The organism is Streptomyces fradiae ATCC 10745 = DSM 40063 (genome assembly GCF_008704425.1).
Taxonomy (GTDB): domain Bacteria; phylum Actinomycetota; class Actinomycetes; order Streptomycetales; family Streptomycetaceae; genus Streptomyces; species Streptomyces fradiae.
Genome location: NZ_CP023696.1, coordinates 2,809,767 through 2,826,848, shown reverse-complemented (window position 1 = coordinate 2,826,848; position 17,082 = coordinate 2,809,767). Strand labels below are relative to the sequence as shown.

The 17,082-nt window shown below is 75.2% G+C and carries 15 protein-coding genes; 4 read left to right on the top strand and 11 right to left on the bottom strand.

Features of this window, described 5'->3' with window-relative positions:
• Positions 1-210: 210 nt before the first annotated feature.
• The 3 genes from CP974_RS12465 to CP974_RS12455 are packed head-to-tail and all read right to left on the bottom strand — an operon-like array spanning position 211 to position 2,698.
• Complete coding sequence (locus tag CP974_RS12465; protein WP_031129366.1) at positions 211-1,020, bottom strand: TauD/TfdA dioxygenase family protein; 810 nt, start codon at positions 1,018-1,020, stop codon at positions 211-213.
• Entirely contained in the window at positions 1,017-1,994 is a 978-nt protein-coding gene (locus tag CP974_RS12460; protein WP_031129367.1) for an L-tyrosine/L-tryptophan isonitrile synthase family protein, read from the bottom strand. The genes CP974_RS12465 and CP974_RS12460 overlap by 4 nt, the downstream gene beginning before the upstream one ends.
• A 32-nt stretch (positions 1,995-2,026) precedes the next feature.
• Positions 2,027-2,698 (bottom strand): HAD-IA family hydrolase, encoded by a 672-nt coding sequence (locus tag CP974_RS12455; protein WP_051839067.1) that lies wholly within the window; start codon positions 2,696-2,698, stop codon positions 2,027-2,029.
• Positions 2,699-3,320: 622 nt separating this feature from the next.
• Between CP974_RS12455 and CP974_RS12450 the strand changes: the two genes are divergently transcribed.
• Entirely contained in the window at positions 3,321-4,157 is an 837-nt protein-coding gene (locus CP974_RS12450) for a helix-turn-helix domain-containing protein (protein ID WP_140160791.1), read from the top strand.
• 2 nt (positions 4,158-4,159) lie between these two features.
• Here the strand turns inward: CP974_RS12450 and CP974_RS12445 are convergent, their stop codons facing one another.
• The 3 genes from CP974_RS12445 to CP974_RS12435 all read right to left on the bottom strand — a co-directional run bounded on the left by CP974_RS12445 (position 4,160) and on the right by CP974_RS12435 (position 7,139).
• Positions 4,160-4,969, bottom strand: a complete 810-nt coding sequence (locus CP974_RS12445) for an ABC transporter ATP-binding protein (RefSeq protein ID WP_037936897.1) — start codon at positions 4,967-4,969, stop codon at positions 4,160-4,162.
• Positions 4,966-5,985 (bottom strand): FecCD family ABC transporter permease, encoded by a 1,020-nt coding sequence (locus tag CP974_RS12440; protein WP_223844460.1) that lies wholly within the window; start codon positions 5,983-5,985, stop codon positions 4,966-4,968. Before CP974_RS12440 ends, CP974_RS12445 begins: the two co-directional genes overlap by 4 nt.
• A gap of 86 nt (positions 5,986-6,071) precedes the next feature.
• On the bottom strand, positions 6,072-7,139 hold the full coding sequence (locus CP974_RS12435; protein WP_223844457.1) for an ABC transporter substrate-binding protein: 1,068 nt from the start codon (positions 7,137-7,139) through the stop codon (positions 6,072-6,074).
• 187 nt (positions 7,140-7,326) lie between these two features.
• Here CP974_RS12435 and CP974_RS12430 point away from each other — a divergent pair, with 187 nt between their 5' ends.
• Entirely contained in the window at positions 7,327-8,448 is a 1,122-nt protein-coding gene (locus tag CP974_RS12430) for an ADP-ribosylglycohydrolase family protein (RefSeq protein ID WP_031129372.1), read from the top strand.
• Between the two features lie 576 nt (positions 8,449-9,024).
• Here the strand turns inward: CP974_RS12430 and CP974_RS12425 are convergent.
• The 3 genes from CP974_RS12425 to CP974_RS12415 form a co-directional block, all read right to left on the bottom strand.
• Positions 9,025-9,228, bottom strand: a complete 204-nt coding sequence (locus CP974_RS12425; RefSeq protein WP_031132155.1) for a DUF397 domain-containing protein — start codon at positions 9,226-9,228, stop codon at positions 9,025-9,027.
• Positions 9,229-9,445: 217 nt separating this feature from the next.
• Positions 9,446-10,339, bottom strand: coding sequence for a helix-turn-helix domain-containing protein (locus CP974_RS12420; protein WP_037938008.1), 894 nt, complete (start codon positions 10,337-10,339; stop codon positions 9,446-9,448).
• Positions 10,340-10,738: 399 nt separating this feature from the next.
• Positions 10,739-11,479 carry a GOLPH3/VPS74 family protein gene (locus CP974_RS12415; RefSeq protein WP_031132159.1) on the bottom strand — a complete coding sequence of 247 codons (741 nt, stop codon included), beginning with the start codon at positions 11,477-11,479 and terminating at the stop codon, positions 10,739-10,741.
• Positions 11,480-11,658: 179 nt separating this feature from the next.
• On the opposite strand from CP974_RS12415, the gene CP974_RS12410 reads away from it, so the two are divergent.
• A complete protein-coding gene (locus CP974_RS12410; RefSeq protein ID WP_031132161.1) occupies positions 11,659-14,337 on the top strand; it encodes a D-alanyl-D-alanine carboxypeptidase in 2,679 nt (892 codons plus the stop codon).
• Between the two features lie 238 nt (positions 14,338-14,575).
• Positions 14,576-16,351: a DUF8823 domain-containing protein gene (locus CP974_RS12405; protein ID WP_373276743.1), complete on the top strand. Its 1,776-nt coding sequence runs from the start codon at positions 14,576-14,578 to the stop codon at positions 16,349-16,351.
• A 29-nt stretch (positions 16,352-16,380) separates the two neighbouring features.
• Here CP974_RS12405 and CP974_RS12400 read toward each other — a convergent pair whose 3' ends face one another.
• Together CP974_RS12400 and CP974_RS12395 are read right to left on the bottom strand one after the other, a co-directional pair.
• A complete protein-coding gene (locus tag CP974_RS12400; protein WP_069976796.1) occupies positions 16,381-16,800 on the bottom strand; it encodes a VOC family protein in 420 nt (139 codons plus the stop codon).
• Positions 16,793-17,026 carry a cold-shock protein gene (locus CP974_RS12395; protein ID WP_031132167.1) on the bottom strand — a complete coding sequence of 78 codons (234 nt, stop codon included), beginning with the start codon at positions 17,024-17,026 and terminating at the stop codon, positions 16,793-16,795. The genes CP974_RS12400 and CP974_RS12395 overlap by 8 nt, the downstream gene beginning before the upstream one ends.
• Between the last annotated feature and the right edge of the window lie 56 nt (positions 17,027-17,082).

Below are 17,082 nucleotides of genomic sequence, written 5' to 3'. Positions count from 1 at the left end.
TACCGGCCGGCGCGTCGGCGCATCGGCGGCGGCGGAGTCGTCGGCGCCGGCAGCGGTGTGCGCCGTGCGCCGGCTCCGTGCACCGGAGGGGCTTCCCGCGGGTCTGGCGAGGAGGCGTGGCGGCCGGGTGCCCGGCGGATCGGCCGGCCGGGCACCCGGCGGTTCAGCGGGGGGAGCGCGCGGCGGGACCGCCGGCCGGGCTCCCGCCGGTCACAGGACGTGCACGCGCCGCAGGTGGCGCGGTGAGCCCTGCGTGAAGGCGGTACGGCCGTGCAGCAGCGCGTGGTTGTCGGTGATGACGTAGTCGCCGTCCTCCCACGCGTGCTCGTACATCACGTCCGCGTCGTACAGCCGCTCGCGGATCTCGGCGAAGAAGTCCTCCGGTGCGGTGCCCTCGGGCAGGCCCTCCACGTCGAGGAAGAGCGGGCTGAGGAAGTCCTCGGGGGCCAGCGGCTCCGCGTACCGGACGACGGGCGCCCCGGTGTGCGGGTGGCGCTGCACGAGCGGCGCGGTGATGTGGCCCCCGTAGTGCGCCGTCTTCTCCTTGCGGTACGTGATGCCCAGCCGCTCCCAGACGGCGCGCGTCGCCGCCGGCAGCCCGTCCAGGACCTTGGCCGTGTCGCAGAAGGTGGTCCGCCCGCCGGTGCCGCGCGCGGGCGCCTTCACGCACTGGAAGACCTGGTGGGTGGGGGTCTTCTCGGCGAACGCCCCGTCCCAGTGGTACGGCACCGGGCCCGGCGTGAAGACGTAGTCCTTGGGGTCGGCGTGCACCTCCAGGTCCAGGACCTCGCCGAAGTTCCAGGACAGGATGGAGCCCCAGCGGCGCGCGTAGGCGACCAGGTCGTCCTTGTCGGCGAAGGCGCGGAAGCGGCGCAGGACGACGACGCGGTGCTCGGCGACCAGCGCGCGGACCGCGGCGACGTCGAGCGCGCCGAGGTCGGTCTCCTCCCGCCGGGCCTCGACCACGGCGCCGAAGGGCTTCATCGCGGTGACGGTGTACTCGGCCGTGTACTCGGTCATGACGCGACCTCCTCGATCAGCGGCTTGACGGACGCGGAGACGTTCGGGGCGATGTAGTGGCTGACCCGGCCCCCGCGCATGACGAGCGTGGCGCCCATGCGCTCGGCCTCGTGGCGCTTGACGAGGCGGATGCCCTCCCCGTCGTCCAGGGCCACCCCGTGCCAGGGCGTCAGCCAGTTGTCCCTGGTCCGCATCATGTGGATGCCGATCTTGGGGGAGTGGCTGACCTGCGGGTGGATGGAGAGCCGCAGCGCCTCCGGGAAGAAGTCCTCGACCAGGTGGCTCCACGCGTCGCTCCGCTGGATCACCTGGTACGCCAGGGACTTGGTCTCCTCGCGGACGCTGTTGCGGCTGCGGCCGGTGCTCAGCGCCATCCGGTCCTCGAAGAGGAACCGGTGGATCCCGCCGAAGATGTCGCGCGCCCCCGGATCCGCCAGGGTCCGGGCGCGCACCTCCTCGACGGGGACGGCGTAGTGGCTGGTGAGCATGGACCGCTGCTCCTCGTACGGGAAGCCGGGGAACGCGTCCTCCAGCCCGTACGTGTTGATCGCGTCGGCGCCGATCGCCGCCAGCACCGCCTCCAGCTCGGTGCCGTAGGCGCGGACCGTCTCGTCGGGCACGCCCACCAGGTCGCTGAAGACGTGGCCGTCCGAGCAGATGGTGATGCGGGCGCCCGGCTCGTAGTAGTGGCGGGTGTAGTCGCACAGCTCCTGGAGGAACTCCAGCGAGATCCGCTCCGCCATGTCGGGGAGCGTCCCCAGCACCTTCTGCGGGTTGGGCGACTTGGCGGGGAACGCCGGGATCACGAAGTGGAGGGGAACGCCCTGCTCGATGAAGCGCTCCACCTTCGGCCGGTGCAGCGCGTAGCACTCCTCGCACGTCCCGGCGGCGCAGTCGCCGTCGGCCGGGCCGTGTGCGAGGCGGCGGAACGAGAAGACCAGTCGGAGAATGTCGTCCGCGGGTGAACCGGACATCGTTCCCTCCTCGAGGGATAAGTGGGACGCGGTCATCGGACCGCGTGGAACTGGATGCGTGCGGTGTGCGCGGCGGACTCCAGCGCGTCGAGGCGGTCCACCTCCAGATCCGGCGCCTGGGCGGGCGCGGGCCGGCCGTAGCCGAAACTCACCCAGGCCGCGGGCATGCCCGCGGCGCGCGCCGCGGCGAGGTCGTGGCGGCTGTCGCCCACCATGAGCCCGGCCGTGCCGCCGGCCAGTCTCAGCGCGTGGTGCAGCGGTTCGGGCGACGGCTTGCGGCCGGCGGGCCCGTCGCCCGCGACGACCGCGTCGAACCGGCCGTCCAGGCCGAGCGCCTTGAGCAGCTCACCGGTGACCCCGCCCGCCTTGTTGGTGCACAGGGCGGTACGGACGCCCGCCGCGCGCAGCCGCTCCAGCAGCGCCACGGCGCCCGGATACGGCCGGGACTCGTCGGCCGGCGAGGCGGCGTACCCGGCCAGGTACGCCTCCTGGGCGCGGGCCACGACGGCGGGACCGACGGCGCGCCCGGACTTGGCGACGGACGCGTCGACCAGTGCCGTGCCGCCCTCGCCCACCCGGTCCCTGACCTCCGCGCGGGTGAGGGCCGGCAGCCCGAGGCCGCGCAGGGCCGAGTTCACCGTGCGGACGATGTCGTCCAGTGTGTCGACCAGGGTTCCGTCGAGATCGAAAAGGACTGTGTCCACGGTGCGGAAGCCGGTTCCCGTGGTTTCCGTGCGCGTAGTGATGTCGGCCTCAATTCATCGGTGCTGATCGCTGCTGATCGGCGCTGATCTGGTTCCGGGGCGGGGGTGGGGAATATCCCGGACGCCACCGGAAGGGGCTGTTTCCGGCCATGCCTGCATCACACACGGGGAGCCCCTGTCAAAGCGGCGCGCCGGGTGGGTGAATGAGGTGCCCGGGAACGGCGAAAGGGGCGCCGAGGCGCCCCGCGAGCATGGTGCACAGCCCGTCTGAGCTGGGCTGATGTGGGAGGGAATAGCAATCAGGGATCACCGGGGGAACCTGGCAGCGTCAAGCGCGCGGCCTGCGCGATAACTCTGGAGATACCCCCGGGGGCGTCGCCCGGAGCGGGGCATGAAACGTCAACCTGGGACTCATCCTCTTGGCGGCCCGGCCCCGTTGTCAAGGGTCGTCCACACGCCGTCGGAGAGCGGGAACGGAATGGTATCGACCTGGTAGGCGGCACCCGCAGGCTAATTCCTGCTGTCGTCATACGCCTGCAGAGGATGCCCTATGCCATGTGCCTCAATTCCTGCCTATAGCACGAGCGCGCAGGTGACCCGCCGGCGGATCATCAGGAACCTGGTGACCCTCGGAGAGCTGTACGACGAACTCACCCACTCCCTGGCCTCCGCCCGGCCCTCACGGGGAGTGGTCGAGCGCGTCAGGGAGCGCGGCGCCCCCGGCATCCCCCTCAACGGCCGCGCCCTGGAGGTCAGGGACCGCATCCGCGGAGTGCTCGCCGGATGGGCCGCCGTGGTCCGCGAGGGCCGCGGCGTGCGGGCCCCCACCCGCGACGCGGCCGCCCTCCTCGTCTTCCTCGGCCGCCACGCCGGCTGGCTGGCCGGGCACGAGGCGGCGGATGACCTGGTGGCCGAGACCGACGAACTGGTCACCGCCGCCTGGGGCGTGCTGTCCGGCCGCACCGACCGCCGCATGGTGGTCGGCCCGTGCGTGCGCCCCGGCTGCCGGGGCACGCTCGTCGCCCACCTCGGCAGCGGAACCGGTCCGTCCGCCCCGCGGGCGCCCGGCGCTCCCGCGCCCGGCACCGGCCGTGCGGCGATCACCTGCACCGTCGAGCGGGGGCACACCTGGTCGCCGGAGCTGTGGCACACGCTGCACGCCACGCCGCCGCGCACCGGCCGCGCCCCCGCCGGGGGCACCTCCGCCGCCGGAGGCACCTCCGCCACCGGGGGCACGTCCGGCGGCCGTACCCCTGCCGCCCGCACCCCCGCCGTACGGGCGTCGGCCGGGCTCACCGCCCAGGACATCGCCACCGGCTGGCGCATCGCCGCCGGCACGGTCTACTGGCTGGCCAACACCCACCACTGGCGCCGCCGGAAGAACGGCCGCCAGGTGTACTACGACCGGGACGACGTCCTCGCCACCATGCGCGCCCGCGCGGCGGCGGCCGGCGCCTGACCTCACGGGGTCACCCCCGTCGCCAGCGGGGCACCCGCCGGGGCGGGCGCGCGGTGATCGAAAGCGATCAGCGGATCGCCCGTCAACGGGTGGTCCAGCACCGCCGCCCGCACCCCGAACACCTCGCCCAGCAGCTGCGGCGTCAGCACCTCGCGCGGCGTCCCCGACGCCACCACCCGCCCCCGGTGCAGCACGTGCAGCCGGTCGCACACCGACGCCGCCGCGTTCAGGTCGTGCAGCGACACCAGCGTGGTCCGCCGCTGCTCCCGCAGCAGCGCCAGCAGCTCGACCTGGTGCAGGACGTCCAGGTGGTTGGTCGGCTCGTCCAGCACCAGCACCTCGGGGTCCTGCGCCAGGGCCCGCGCCAGCAGCACCCGCTGCCGCTCGCCGCCCGACAGCGCCGAGAACGGCCGGCCGCGCGCCTGAGCCATCCCGACCCGCTCCAGCGCCGCCGCCACCACGGCCCGGTCGGTGGCGTCCTCCCCGGCGAACGGCCCCTTGTACGGGGTGCGGCCCATCATCACGATGTCACCGACCGTCAGCTCGAAGTCGCTGGTCCGCTCCTGCGGCAGCGCCGCGATCCGCCGCGCCGCCTGCACGGGCGTCAGGTCCCACACGTCCCGCCCGTCCACCAGCACCCGCCCGGCCGCCGGCCGCAGATGCCGGTACACGGTCCGCAGCACACTGGACTTGCCGCTGCCGTTCGGCCCGACGAGCCCCGCGATCTCCCCATCGGCCGCGATCAGATGGACACCCGACACGACGGCCCGGCCCGCGTAGGCGACGCTCAGTTCCTCGACGGCGATGTTCACGCGTTCCTCCCGAGCCGCCGGTCGAGCAGGTACAGCAGCGCGGGCGCGCCGATCAGCGAGGTCACGACGCCCACCGGCAGCTCCTGCCCGTCCAGCGCCGTACGGCACACCAGGTCCACGACGACCAGCAGCACCGCACCGAACAGCGCCGACACGGGCAGCAGCCGCCGGTGGTCCGCGCCGACCAGCAGCCGGCACGCGTGCGGCACCATCAGCCCGACGAAGGCGATGGCGCCCGACACGGCGACGAGCAGCCCGGTCAGCAGACTGGTCACGACGAACAGCTCGCGCCGCAGCCGCGCCGGGTTCACCCCGAGCCCCGCCGCCGTCTCGTCGCCCATCATCATCGTGTTGAGCGGCCGGGCCCGCGCCAGCAGCAGCAGCAGCGCCGCCGGCACCGCCGACGCGGGCACCGCCAGCGTCTCCCAGCTCGCCCCGCCGAGACTGCCCATCAGCCAGAACAGCACGCCCTGCGTCTGCTGCTCGTCCCCGGCCCGCAGCACCAGGTAGCTGGTGAACCCGGTCAGGAACTGCCCGATGCCCACCCCCGCCAGCACCAGCCGCAGCGGCGAGAACGCGCCCCCGCGCCGGGCGATCAGCCACACCAGCGCGAAGGTGGCGAGCGCCCCGGCGAAGGCGGCGCCCGAGGTGCCGAGCCCCAGCACACCGCCCGTGCCCAGCCCCAGCACCAGCGCGCCCACCGCGCCGAGCGAGGCCCCCGAGGAGATCCCGAGCAGATACGGATCGGCCAGCGGGTTGCGTACGAGCGCCTGCACCGCCGTGCCCACCAGGCCGAGCCCCGCGCCGACCACCGCGGCGAGCAGGGCGCGGGGCAGCCGCAGCTGCCACACGATCAGATCGGACGTGCCGGGCCGGGGCGCGTCGCCGGACAGCCGCCGCAGCACCACCGACCACACCTCCCGCGGCGGCACGTCCGTCGATCCCCACGCCACCGAGAACGTGAGTGCGGCGAGCAGCACCGCACCCAGCACGACGGCGAGGACCCCGGCCCGCACGTGCCGGACCCCGGGCGCCCTGCCAGGCGTCTGGTCCGGCTCCGTACGGGCGGGGGAGCTCCGCTTCCCGGCCTCCGCTATCGGCGTCACCGTCCGCCCTTCACCTTGTCCGGGTACAGGGTGGCGGCGATCCGCTCCACCGTCTCGGCGTTCCGCACGCCGGCGATGGTGGTCGCCTCGGAGTTGATCCGCAGGTACCTGCGCTCCTTGACGGCCTTGAGGCCGCGCGTCGCCGCGTTCCCCTCCAGCCAGGCGCGGGCCTCGTCGAACGCCTTCTCCGTGGCGGCGGCGTCGCCCCGGTTGCGCACGGCGAGCTGGATCCAGTCGGGGTCGGCGGCGACCACCTGCTCCCAGCCGACCTGCCGGAACGTGTCGTCGCAGTCGGCGAAGACGTTCCGCGCGCCGGCCAGCGTGATCACCGCGTGGGCGACCTGCCGGTTGCAGACGGCGACGGGCTGCTTGGTGCCGGCGTCGTAGTCGAAGAAGAAGTACGAGGGCCGGTCGGCCTCCGGCACGGAGCCGACGGCCGCGCGGACGCCCTCCACCTTCCGCTCCATCCCGGCGACCAGCTCCGCCGCCCTGTCGCCCGTGCCGGTGAGCGCGCCCAGCGTCCGGATGTCCTCCGCCACCGCTGTCAGGTCGGTGACCGGCTTCTTCGCCGTGCCCGCGCACGCCGTCGACTTCAGGAACACCCGGGTGACGCCGGCCGCCGCCAGCTCCTCCCCGGTCGCCGTCTCCCCCATGCCGTGGCCGCCCCGGTTCACGGTCGCGAACGTGTCGACGTACAGGTCGGCGCCGGAGCCGAGCAGCTTCTCCTTGGGGATGACGGTCCTGCCGAGGACGGGGACCTTCCGCGCCCGCTCGTCCAGCTCCGCCGGAAGGGTGCCGGCGCCGGGCGGGAAGCCGGTGCCGGCGACCCGGTCGCCCGCGCCGAGCCGCAGGAGCAGTTCGAGCGCGGAGGCGTTGCTGGTGACGATCGCGCGGGGAGCCTTCCCGACCGTCGTACGGGTGCCCTCGCAGTCCGTCACCTCCACGGGGAAGCCCGCGCCGCCCGCGCCCCCGGCCGGCTTCGCGGGCGGCGCGACGGTGCCGCAGCCGGCCCCGGCGAACGCCAGGACCGCCGCGACACCACACCACACGGGGGCTTTCCTCACCACTGCCGACTCCTTCACGCCGTACGGGACCCGAGAGCGGCCCCGGACAAGTAGTCGGCGCCGCGCCCCCGCGAGTTCCCGGCGTGTCCGCCCTTCCGTGCACGGGCTTCCTCCACCGCCCCTGCGCGCGGGGGCCGTTCGATTACAGTGCTGCGCCGGAGCCACGTCGTGGGGGAGGGCCTCTTCCGTGAGTACCGCAGCGGCAGCCGTCTGGGGCCGGGCCGAGCAGCAGGACTACCGCGCCCGCGTACGGGGCTGCCTCCTGGGCGGTGCCGTCGGCGACGCCCTCGGCGCGGCCGTGGCCCGCCTGCCGGTGGAGGCCATCCGGGAGGCGCACGGCGCCGCGGGGCTCACCGACCTGGCGCCGGCCTACGGGCGGCGGGGCGCCGTGACGTACGCGACGCAGCTGAGCCTCTTCACGGTCGACGGGCTGATCCGCGCCCAGGTGCGGCGCGACACGGGCGCCTGGCACCCGCCGACCGACCTGCACCGCGCCTACCTGCGCTGGGCGGCGACGCAGCGGGACTGGGGGCCGGACGAGCGCCGCAAGGACAACGGGTGGCTCGCCGCGCAGGAGTGGCTGTACGCCCGCCGCGACCCGGCCCGCGCCTGCCTGACCGGCCTGGCGGGCGAGGTGCCGGGCACCCCGGCCGAGCCGCGGAACCCGGCCGCGCGGGACGCGGGCGCGCTGGTGCGGTCGGCGCCGTTCGGGCTGCTGGTCGGCTGGGAGCCGCACCTGGTGTGCCAGCTCGCCGTGGAGTGCGCCGCGCAGACGCACGGCCACCCCGTCGCCTACCTGGCGGCGGGGGCGTTCGCGGTGGTGGTGCACGGGGTCGCGCGCGGCCGGGACATCGAGACCGCGGTGCGGACCGCGGGCGCGGAGCTCGCCGCCCGGCCGGGCCATGAGCCGGTGGCGGGCGCGCTGGAGCGGGCCGCCGCCGCCGTACGGGAGGGGGCGCCCTCGGCGGACCGGATCGCGTCGCTGGGCGACACCGACGGGGAGTCGGCGGAGGACGCGCTGGCCATCGCCGTCTACTGCGCGCTGGTGGGCGAGGACATACGGCACGGGCTGCGGCTGGCGGTCAACCACGACGGGCCTTCCGAAGTGACGGGCGCGCTGACGGGCGCTCTGCTGGGGGCGCTGCACGGCGAGACGGCGCTGCCGCCGGCGTGGCTGGCGGAGCTGGAGGGCCGGGCCACGCTGCTGGAGCTGGCCGACGACTTCGCGATGGAGATGACGCAGGGCCCGGCCCTGCACGGCCCGTCGGCCGCCTCGCCGGGCTGGCTGGCCCGCTACCCGCGGGGGTGAGGCGGGGCGGGCGGCGTTCTCGGGGCGGGGTGGGGGCGTCGGGGAGGTGGGGGCGTGGGGCTCGGGGCGCTGGGGTCGTGGGGGCGCGGGGTGCGGGGGGTGGCGCCGGGCCGGGTGGCGGTGCGGGGGCGTGGGGGTGCGGGCTCCGGGCCGGGGCGGCGCGGGGCCGTGGGGCGGGGCGCGGCGCGCCGGGGAGGCCGTGCGGGCGGGTGCCGGCGGTCCGGAGCGGGGAGGCGGGACCACGGCATCGCTCACGGGTCACCCTGCCGCGTACTCGTGGGTATGTCGACCGCCCGTACGGAAAGGACCGGAAAAGGAACGGCCAAGGCGACGGGCGCCCCGGACCGCCGACCCGACCCGACCCGAGCTGACCAGACCAGACCGGACCCGACCGGACCCGAACCGGCCCGGCCGGACAGCGGGGCGCCGTGCGGGCGGGCCCCCGGGCGGAGGGCCGGGCGGTTCGCGGTCCGCGGGCGGGCCTCCGTCCCCGCGGACGCGGAAGAGCCCCCTCGGCCGGGACGGCGGACCAGTCGAGAGGGCTCACGCGTGTGCGGGGGGAACGGGGCGCGGGGCTCAGAGGGAGCCGGTGGTGCCCACCTCGCGGACGAACGCGTTCCAGGCGTCCGGTACGAAGGTGATCGAGGGGCCCGCCGGGACCTTCGAGTCGCGGACCGCGATCGATGCGGCGACGGGGGACTTGACCTCGACGCACGCGCCGTTCCCGCCGGAGTAGGAGGACTTCGTCCAGTTGTCCGTGGCGCCCTGGGTAATGGCCATGATCTTGCTCCGGTTCTGGCTGGTGATGGCTGGCTGGCAATCACGCCGGCCCGTCGGGGCGGCGTGGTCGCTCCGCCAGGCTGGCGTGATCGACGCTACCGGCCCAACCTCCGCGCCTGGCACCGCCGTTCACTCGACCGGATGGCTTCTGCCGGCCCGACCTTCCGGTGGGAGCCCGCCCCGGTGTACGGTGCCGACCCGCCATGCCTCGAACCGGTCAGGCGCGGTTGAACCCGGGCAGAGCGGGCGGCCCGCTCTCGGCGTGCTCCTTGGCCATCCGTGCGATGAACCGGCGGCTCTGCTCCACGCCCAGCGCCTGGGCGCGCAGGTGCTCGTACATCACCGTGTACCGCTGGACGTCGTTCGGCTTCTCCAGGTACAGGTCGCTGGTGACGCCCTCGATGTAGACGACCGAGGAGTCGGACGCGTCGGGGAACTCCAGGATCGCGTAGTGCCCGCTGATGCCCGGGTGCGCGCCCATCTCGAACGGCATCACCTGCACCGTGACGTGCGGCAGGTGCGACTGCTCCAGCAGCGCCTCCAGCTGGGCCACCATCAGCTCCCGGCTGCCGACGACCCGGCGCAGCGCCGCCTCGTCGATGACGGCCCAGAGCCGCAGCGGCTTCTGCGCGTCGTTGATCCGGTCCTGGCGGCGCGTGCGGACGTTCACCCGCTTGTCGATGTCGGCGGCCGGCGCCTCCGGCAGGGCGCCGGTGATGACGGCCTGGGCGTACGACCTGGTCTGCAGCAGTCCGGGGACGATCTGCGGCTCGTACACGCGCAGCGACGCCGCGTCGGTCTCCAGCCCGATGTAGACGCTGTAGGGGATGTCGCCGAAGGCGTGCCACCAGCCCTGCTGGCGGGAGTCCTTGGCCATCTGCATCAGCGAGTCGACGATCCGCCGGTCGTCGACCTCGTACACCCCGCACAGGTCGCGGACGTCGCGCTGGCTGATGGAGCGGCGGCCGTTCTCCAGGCGGCTGATCTTCGACTGGGAGACCAGCAGGCGCTCGGCCACCTCCTCCGCCGTCATGCCCTTCTGTTCGCGCAGCCGGCGGAGCTCCATGCCCAGTCTGCGTCGCCTGACGGTGGGGTTGACATTGGACGCCACGGAACTGCACCTCCGGCTGCCTGACACTCGTTCTGGCGTTGCTCTGCGTATCTGATGTTCAGCAGACTGCCACCAAAGGGCGTGCGGCGCTGGAGAATTGCCACACGGGTGAGTGAACGCGAACGCGCGGGCCGGCCGGTGGCCGCCCCGCGTGCCCGGTGTGGCGCCCGGCCGGGCTCGTGTGGAGGCCCGGCCGGGCGGGGTGTCGGTGGTGCGGTGAATCTGGTGGTGCGGTGGGTCTGGTGGTGCGGTGGGTCTGGGTGGTGCGGGTGCGCGCGGGCGCCGGTCGTGCCGGGATCCCGGTGGTGCGTGCGGCGCCGGTCGTGCCGGTCGTGCCGGTGGCGCCCGGGTGGTGCGGGTGGTGCCGCCGCGCGGTGGTGGTGCGCGGGCGTGCCCGGTTCAGCGGGCGGCGGCGCGGGCCATGGAGCCGGGCCCCGGCCGCGAGGGGGACCGCAGCGGGGCCGCGGCGGCCTGGCGGCCGGCGCCTCCCGGTGCGGCGGCACGGCGGGGCTGCGCGCCCACGCCGTTCTGGACGTCCATGACGGCGTGCGCCACCAGTCCGCCCATGGGGTCGTGCCGGATCAGATCCCGGAGCCGGGAGCGCGAGGAGCGCCCCTCGTTCCCGGGGTACAGGTGCTTGCCGAGACCCACCGCGTGCGCGAGCGCGGCCAGTGCGGCGGTCCGCGGGTCCGGCGGCACGCCGGTGCGGATCGCGCTGTCCAGCCGGGCCCTGATCTCCCGGCTGATGGCCGTGTCCGTCGCCTGGTAGCGGGTGGTCGGCAGTACCCCGCACATCTGGCTCTCGACGGCATGGACCATGCCGCAGCGCTCCAGGTGCGAGAGGTACGTCTGACGCAGCCCCAGCCGGGGCCCGCCTATCCAGTGGACGGCCCGTACCGGACTGCCGCGCCTGCGCAGCAGCTCCAGTGCGGAGTCCAGCGTCGGATCTCCTGTCGGCCGTGGCATCACCACGGCGATACGATCCCCGTCAGGGGCTATCCGCCCTGCCAGAGCCAGCTCCACTAGCTGTGCTCCGGCGAGGCCGAGGTCGAGCGACTGCGGCTGCGCTGTGGTACCCGTGGCCGGGTCCAGAGCGAGCAGCAGAAGCTCCTCCGGAAGTGTTCTGCGGCTCCTGCCCATCCATGCCTCCCCGCGTGGATGAGAGACAGGGTGACCCCTCTCACATTCATCTGTCGAGAGTGCCTGGGTGCTTCGTACGGGAACCGGCAGGTATGTCGTTCTCGTCTAGCACGGGGGCCAAGGGGCTCACACAGGACACTGGTACACGGTTCGGACAACGCGTTGGTTGAGGAGGCACGGTGGCGGGCGAGTCCCCCGACAAGTCGGAGCAGCGTAGGTCTCCGGGGGAGACGGCTGCGGGCGGCCGCGATCCGCGGCTCGCCGCCCTGGGTGACGCGCCGCAGGCTGGAGTGGACCAGCCGACCGCCGTCTTCAGGGCGCCGAAGCCTCCCTCGGAGCCTGACGCGGACGCGACCGCGGAGGCGGGCGCGACCGCCGGCGCCGACACGGCCACGGACACGGCCGAGCCCCCGTCGGCGAAGCCGTCCCTGGTCGCCCAGCGCCCGGCCCCCGCGCCGCCGCGCACGCGGGACGCGGACGGGGACGCGGACGACGACGAAGGCCAGGGCGAGGACGGGGGCGCGGGCGGCCCGGACGCCGGGGAGTCGAAGGGGCCGGAGCGGCCCGAGGGCTCGGCGGGGCCGAAGGCTGCCGAGGCGGCCCGGGGCTCCGAGGCGCCCGCGCCTGCCAGGAAGCCCGGTGGGTCCGGAGGGTCCGAGACGCCGGAAGCGTCCGGGGCGGAGGCTCCGCCGGCGCGTACGGCGAGGGCATCCGGCGATTCCGGTACGGAGAAGGGCGAAGCGGTCGCATCGGGCGGTCCGCGGCGGACGGACGCCGAGCCCGCCTCCGACCGTGCGGCGGGGGCCCGGCCCCGGTCCGAGGCCCAGCAGTCCGGGAACGAGTCCGGGTCCGGGGACGAGTCCGGGTCCGGGGACGAGTCCGGTGCCGAGCCGGTGACCGGCTCCGGGGCCGACGACGAGGCACCCGGAGAGCCGGGCTCCGAGGACCGGCCCGTGGACCAGCCGACCGCCGTGTTCCAGGCGTTCGGCAAGCGCGGCGAGCCGGCCCGCGCCGTCGACCAGCCCACCACCGCGCTCAAGGCGCTCCCGGACGAGTCCGGGTCCAAGCCGTCCGGCCGCAAGCCCGCGCCCAAGTGGGCCGCGGGCGCGGACGACGGCGACACCGGCCCTGACCGCGGCACCGGCCGCTACGGCGGCACCGGCCGCGACGGCGACTCCGACCGCGACCGCGACGGCAGCGGCGACCGTGACCGCGACGGCAGCGGCGGCCGCGACGGCCGGGGTTCCGGCGGGCGGCCCGGCACGTTCGTACCGCTGCGCTCCGACGACATCCGCCCGGACCCGTCCGCCCGCCCCGCCGCGCGCGGAGACCGGGCCGGGTCGGGCACGGCCACCGCCACGGCGCCCGGCGCGGGCACCGGATCCCGTACCGAGCCTGAGGCCGGGTCCGCGGGAGCCGGGGAGGCCCGGGCGGCCGCCACCGCGCCCGGCAAGGCGTCCGGTACCGGTACCGGCGTCGGCGGCGACGCGGAGGTCACGGCGGCCGTCGCACCGCCGTCCCTCACCGAGGCGGAGCGGACCAGGCAGCAGCCCGTGCCGCCGCTCCCGCCGCTGGACCTGCTGGCGGAGCTGACGAACACGCCGCCGCCGCCGGAGACGCCGCTGCGGACCCTCGCCCGCCGGGTCAAGATCTGGACGCCGCTGGTGATCCTGCTGGTGATCGTCTTTGCGACCGTGCAGTTGCTCCGCCCGCTGCCCGAGCCGTCGCTGGCGCTGTCCGCCGGCCCGGCGTACACCTTCGAGGGCGGCGCGCTGAAGATGCCGTGGCCCACCGAGGGCCAGGGTGCCGTCGAGGTCGAGGGCGTCGGCGTGATCGGCACGTACGGGCCGCAGAAGCCCGCGCCGACCGCGAGCGTCGCCAAGGCGATGACGGCGTACGTGATACTCCGCGACCACCCGATCAAGGACAAGGACGCGGGCCCGAAGCTGGTGATCGACCAGGTGACGGAGGACCAGGCGAGCAACCCCGACTGGTCGACCGCGCCGGTCGAGAAGGGCCAGGAGTACACGCAGGGCGAGCTGCTCCAGCTCCTGATGGTCCGCTCCGCCAACAACGTCGCCCATTTCCTGGCCCGCTGGGACGCGGGCTCGGAGGAGGCGTTCATCAAGAAGATGAACGACGCGGCCAAGGACCTCGGCATGACCGAGACGACGTACACGGACGCCAGTGGCTTCGACAAGGGCACGGTGTCGACGCCGAAGGACCAGCTGAAGCTGGCCAAGGCCGTGATGAGGTTCGACGCGTTCCGCGAGATCGTGGACATGCCGAACGTCAACCTGCCGCAGATCGGCCGCCAGCTGGAGAACGGCAACACGATCCTGCTCAAGGACGGCGTCAACGGCATCAAGACCGGCACGTCCACCCCGGCCGGCGGCAACCTGCTCTGGTCGGCCAACACGGTGGTCGACGGCGAGGTGCGGCGGGTGCTGGGCGTCGTCATGAACGTCAAGTCCGGCGCGACGCTCTCCGAGAAGACGAAGCTCGCGGTGGAGACGTACAGCTACGGCCTCATCCGGTCCGCGCAGGACGGTGTCGTGTCGGCGGTGGCGGTGAAGAAGGGCGACGTCGTCGGGTACGTGGACGACGGGCTCGGCGGACGTACCCCGGTCGTGGCGGCGAAGGACCTGAAGCCGGTCGGCTGGGCGGGTCTGGAGGTGGAGCTGAAGCTCACCGCGGGCGAGGACGGCAAGGGCGGCCTGCCGCGCACGGCCGCCGCCGGAACGGTCGTCGGCGAACTGTCGGCCGGGTCCGGTACGGGGCGCGTCAGCGTTCCCGTGGAGCTCGGGCAGCCGCTGGACGAGCCGGGCTTCGGCGCCCGGCTGACCCGGATCGGCTGACGCGGCACCGCCGGGCCGCACGGCACGGCGGGGCACGGCGCCGGGGCGCCCCGTACACCGGGGCGCCCCCGCCCGTACCGGACGGACACCGGCCGGGGGAACCGGCCGGCACCGGACAGCCACCGGACGTACGCAGACGGAAGCACACCGGACAAGGCATCGGTCAAGGCACCGGGCAGGGCATCGGTCAAGGCACCGGGCAAGGCAGCGGGCAGGGCATCGGACAGGGAGTCGGCGGGTGACGAGCACACGACCGCCCGCCGGCTTGCCCGGCGGCCCGGCCGGCGACGAGCCCACGGAGCCGGCGCAGGCGGCCGGGCAGCCCGTACGGCCCGACCCGCCCACGCATCCCCGGTGGTCCGGCGGGCCGTACGGGGTCGTCGTCCTGGCGACGGGCCTCGCCGCGCTGCTGCACCTCGGGTGGTACCTCTTCGCCGCCAACAGCGGCGGCGACCTGGCGGCGCAGGACGCGTGGGCCGCCTTCGCCGCCCGGCACCCCGGCTCGGCGTACAACCTCGGCTGGTACGGCGGGATGCACACCATGTCGTACAGCGTCCTCTCGCCGTACGTGATGGCGCTGCTCGGCGTCCGGACGACGATGGCGGTCGCCGGGACCCTGTCCGCCGCGCTGACCGCGCTGCTGCTGGTGCGCGTCCCGGCCGTCCGCAACCCGCTCGCCTGCTCCCTGGCCGCCGTCGCCGCGCTGCTGGGCAACGCCCTGTCGGGGCGGACCACGTTCGGCCTCGGGCTGCTGTTCGCGCTGGGCGCGGCGGTCGTCGCCCTCCTCGGCCCGTGGCCCCGGCCGCGCGGCGCCCGCGCGAACCGGTGGGCGCGGGGCGCGGCGGCGGCGCTCCTCGCGGGCGCGGCGACGGCCGCGAGCCCGGTGGCGGGGCTGTTCCTCGGGGTCCTCGCCGCCGCGCTGTTCCTGCGGGGCCGGCGGACGGCCGCGTACGCGCTGGGCGTGCCGCCGGCGGCGGTGGTCGCGGCGACGGCGCTGCTGTTCCCCTTCGCCGGGACGCAGCCGCTGGCGTTCGGGACGGTGCTGCTGCCGCTCGTGTTCGCCGCGCTGTGCCTGCTGGCCGCGCCCCGCGCGTGGCGCACGGTCCGTACGGCCGCCGCCGTGTACGCGGCCGGCGCGGTGCTGACCTGGCTGGTCGACTCGCAGGTCGGGTCGAACGTGACGCGCCTGCCGATGCTGTTCGCCGGGGTGGTCCTGCTGGCCGCCCTGCCGTACGCCCGGTCGCGGCGGGCCCGGCTGGGGCTGCTCGCCGCGCTCGTCGTCTTCCACGGCTGGGTCGGCTTCAAGAGCGTCGACGACGTGCGCGTGACCGCGCCGCACGCCGCGTGGGCCGACGACGCGGTCCGGCCGCTCCTCGACGAGCTGGAGCGGCGCGGCGCGGCGCGGTCTCGCGTGGAGGTCGTCCCCGCCCGCAGCCACCGCGAGTCCAGCGCCCTCGCCCCGTACGTCACGCTGGCGCGCGGCTGGAATCGCCAGGCCGACCTGGAGCGCAACCCCGGGCTCTACGACGGCTCCCTGACCGCCGCCGGGTACCGGGCGTGGCTGGACCGCTGGGCCGTCCGGTACGTCGCCCTGCCGGCCGGCGCCCCCGACACCGGGGCCCGCGAGGAGGCCGCCCTGGTCGCGGGCGGCCTGCCGTACCTGGAGCAGGTGTGGGCGGACCGGCACTGGCGGCTGTTCGCCGTGCGCGGCGCGGCGCCCCTGGCCGGGCCCGGCGCGACGGTCGAACGGGCGGCCGCGGACGGGGTCACCCTGCGCGTGGAGCGGCCCGGCACGGTGCTGGTGAAGGTGGCGTACTCGCCGTGGCTGTCCCTCGTGGACGGCGACGGCGAGCGCCTGGCCCCGGCGGCGGGGAGCGGCCGGGCGCCGTGCCTGCGCGCCGCGCCCCGCACGGCGGAGGGCGACGTGTGGACGGAGCTCCACGCCCCCGCCCCCGGCACGTACCGGCTGGGCTCCCCCTACACCGCCTTCCCGCGCGGCACGCCCTGCCCGTAGCCCGGGTCGTCCGTACGCCCGCCGCCCGGTCAGTCCGTACGCCCCTCGCCCAGGTAGTCCGTGCGCCCGTCGTCGTCCACCTCGAACGGCCCCGGCGGGATGACGCAGAACTCGTTGCCCTCCGGGTCGGCGAGGACCAGGAAGCCCCCGTCCGCGTACCGGTCGAGCCGGCGGCCCCCCAGCGCCTCGACCCGCGCCCGCACGGCGTCCGGGTCGGCGGAGGCCAGGTCGAAGTGGACGCGGTTCTTGCCGGCCTTCGGCTCGGCGACCCGCTGGAAGCCCAGGCCGGGCCCGCCGCCGCGCGCGAGCCACACGTACGGCCCGGTCCGCCCCGCCACCGGCCTGTCCAGCAGCCTGGACCAGAACGCCGCCAGCCGCTCCGGATCGACGCAGTCGACGATGACGTCCTTGAGCACCGGGACGGTGCCCGGCGCCGCCCGCTCAGCCACCCCGGCCCGCTCGGGGGACGATGCGCACGGCGCGGTAGTCGTACCCGTCCTGCTGGAAGCCGGGCGCCTGCCACTCGAGTTCGACCCGCTGGCCGGGCTCCAGCGTGCGGAAGCCCGTCATCTCGATGGTGGAGTAGTGGCACCAGCAGCCGCCCGGCGTCTCCGGTGAGTCGACGACGCCCCACCCCTCCGTGTCACGCCACTCGCGAACAGTCGCAATAACCATGATCGCGACTCTACGAGCCGAACGCCCCGGGCGAAACCGCCGAAGCGCCCCCGCCG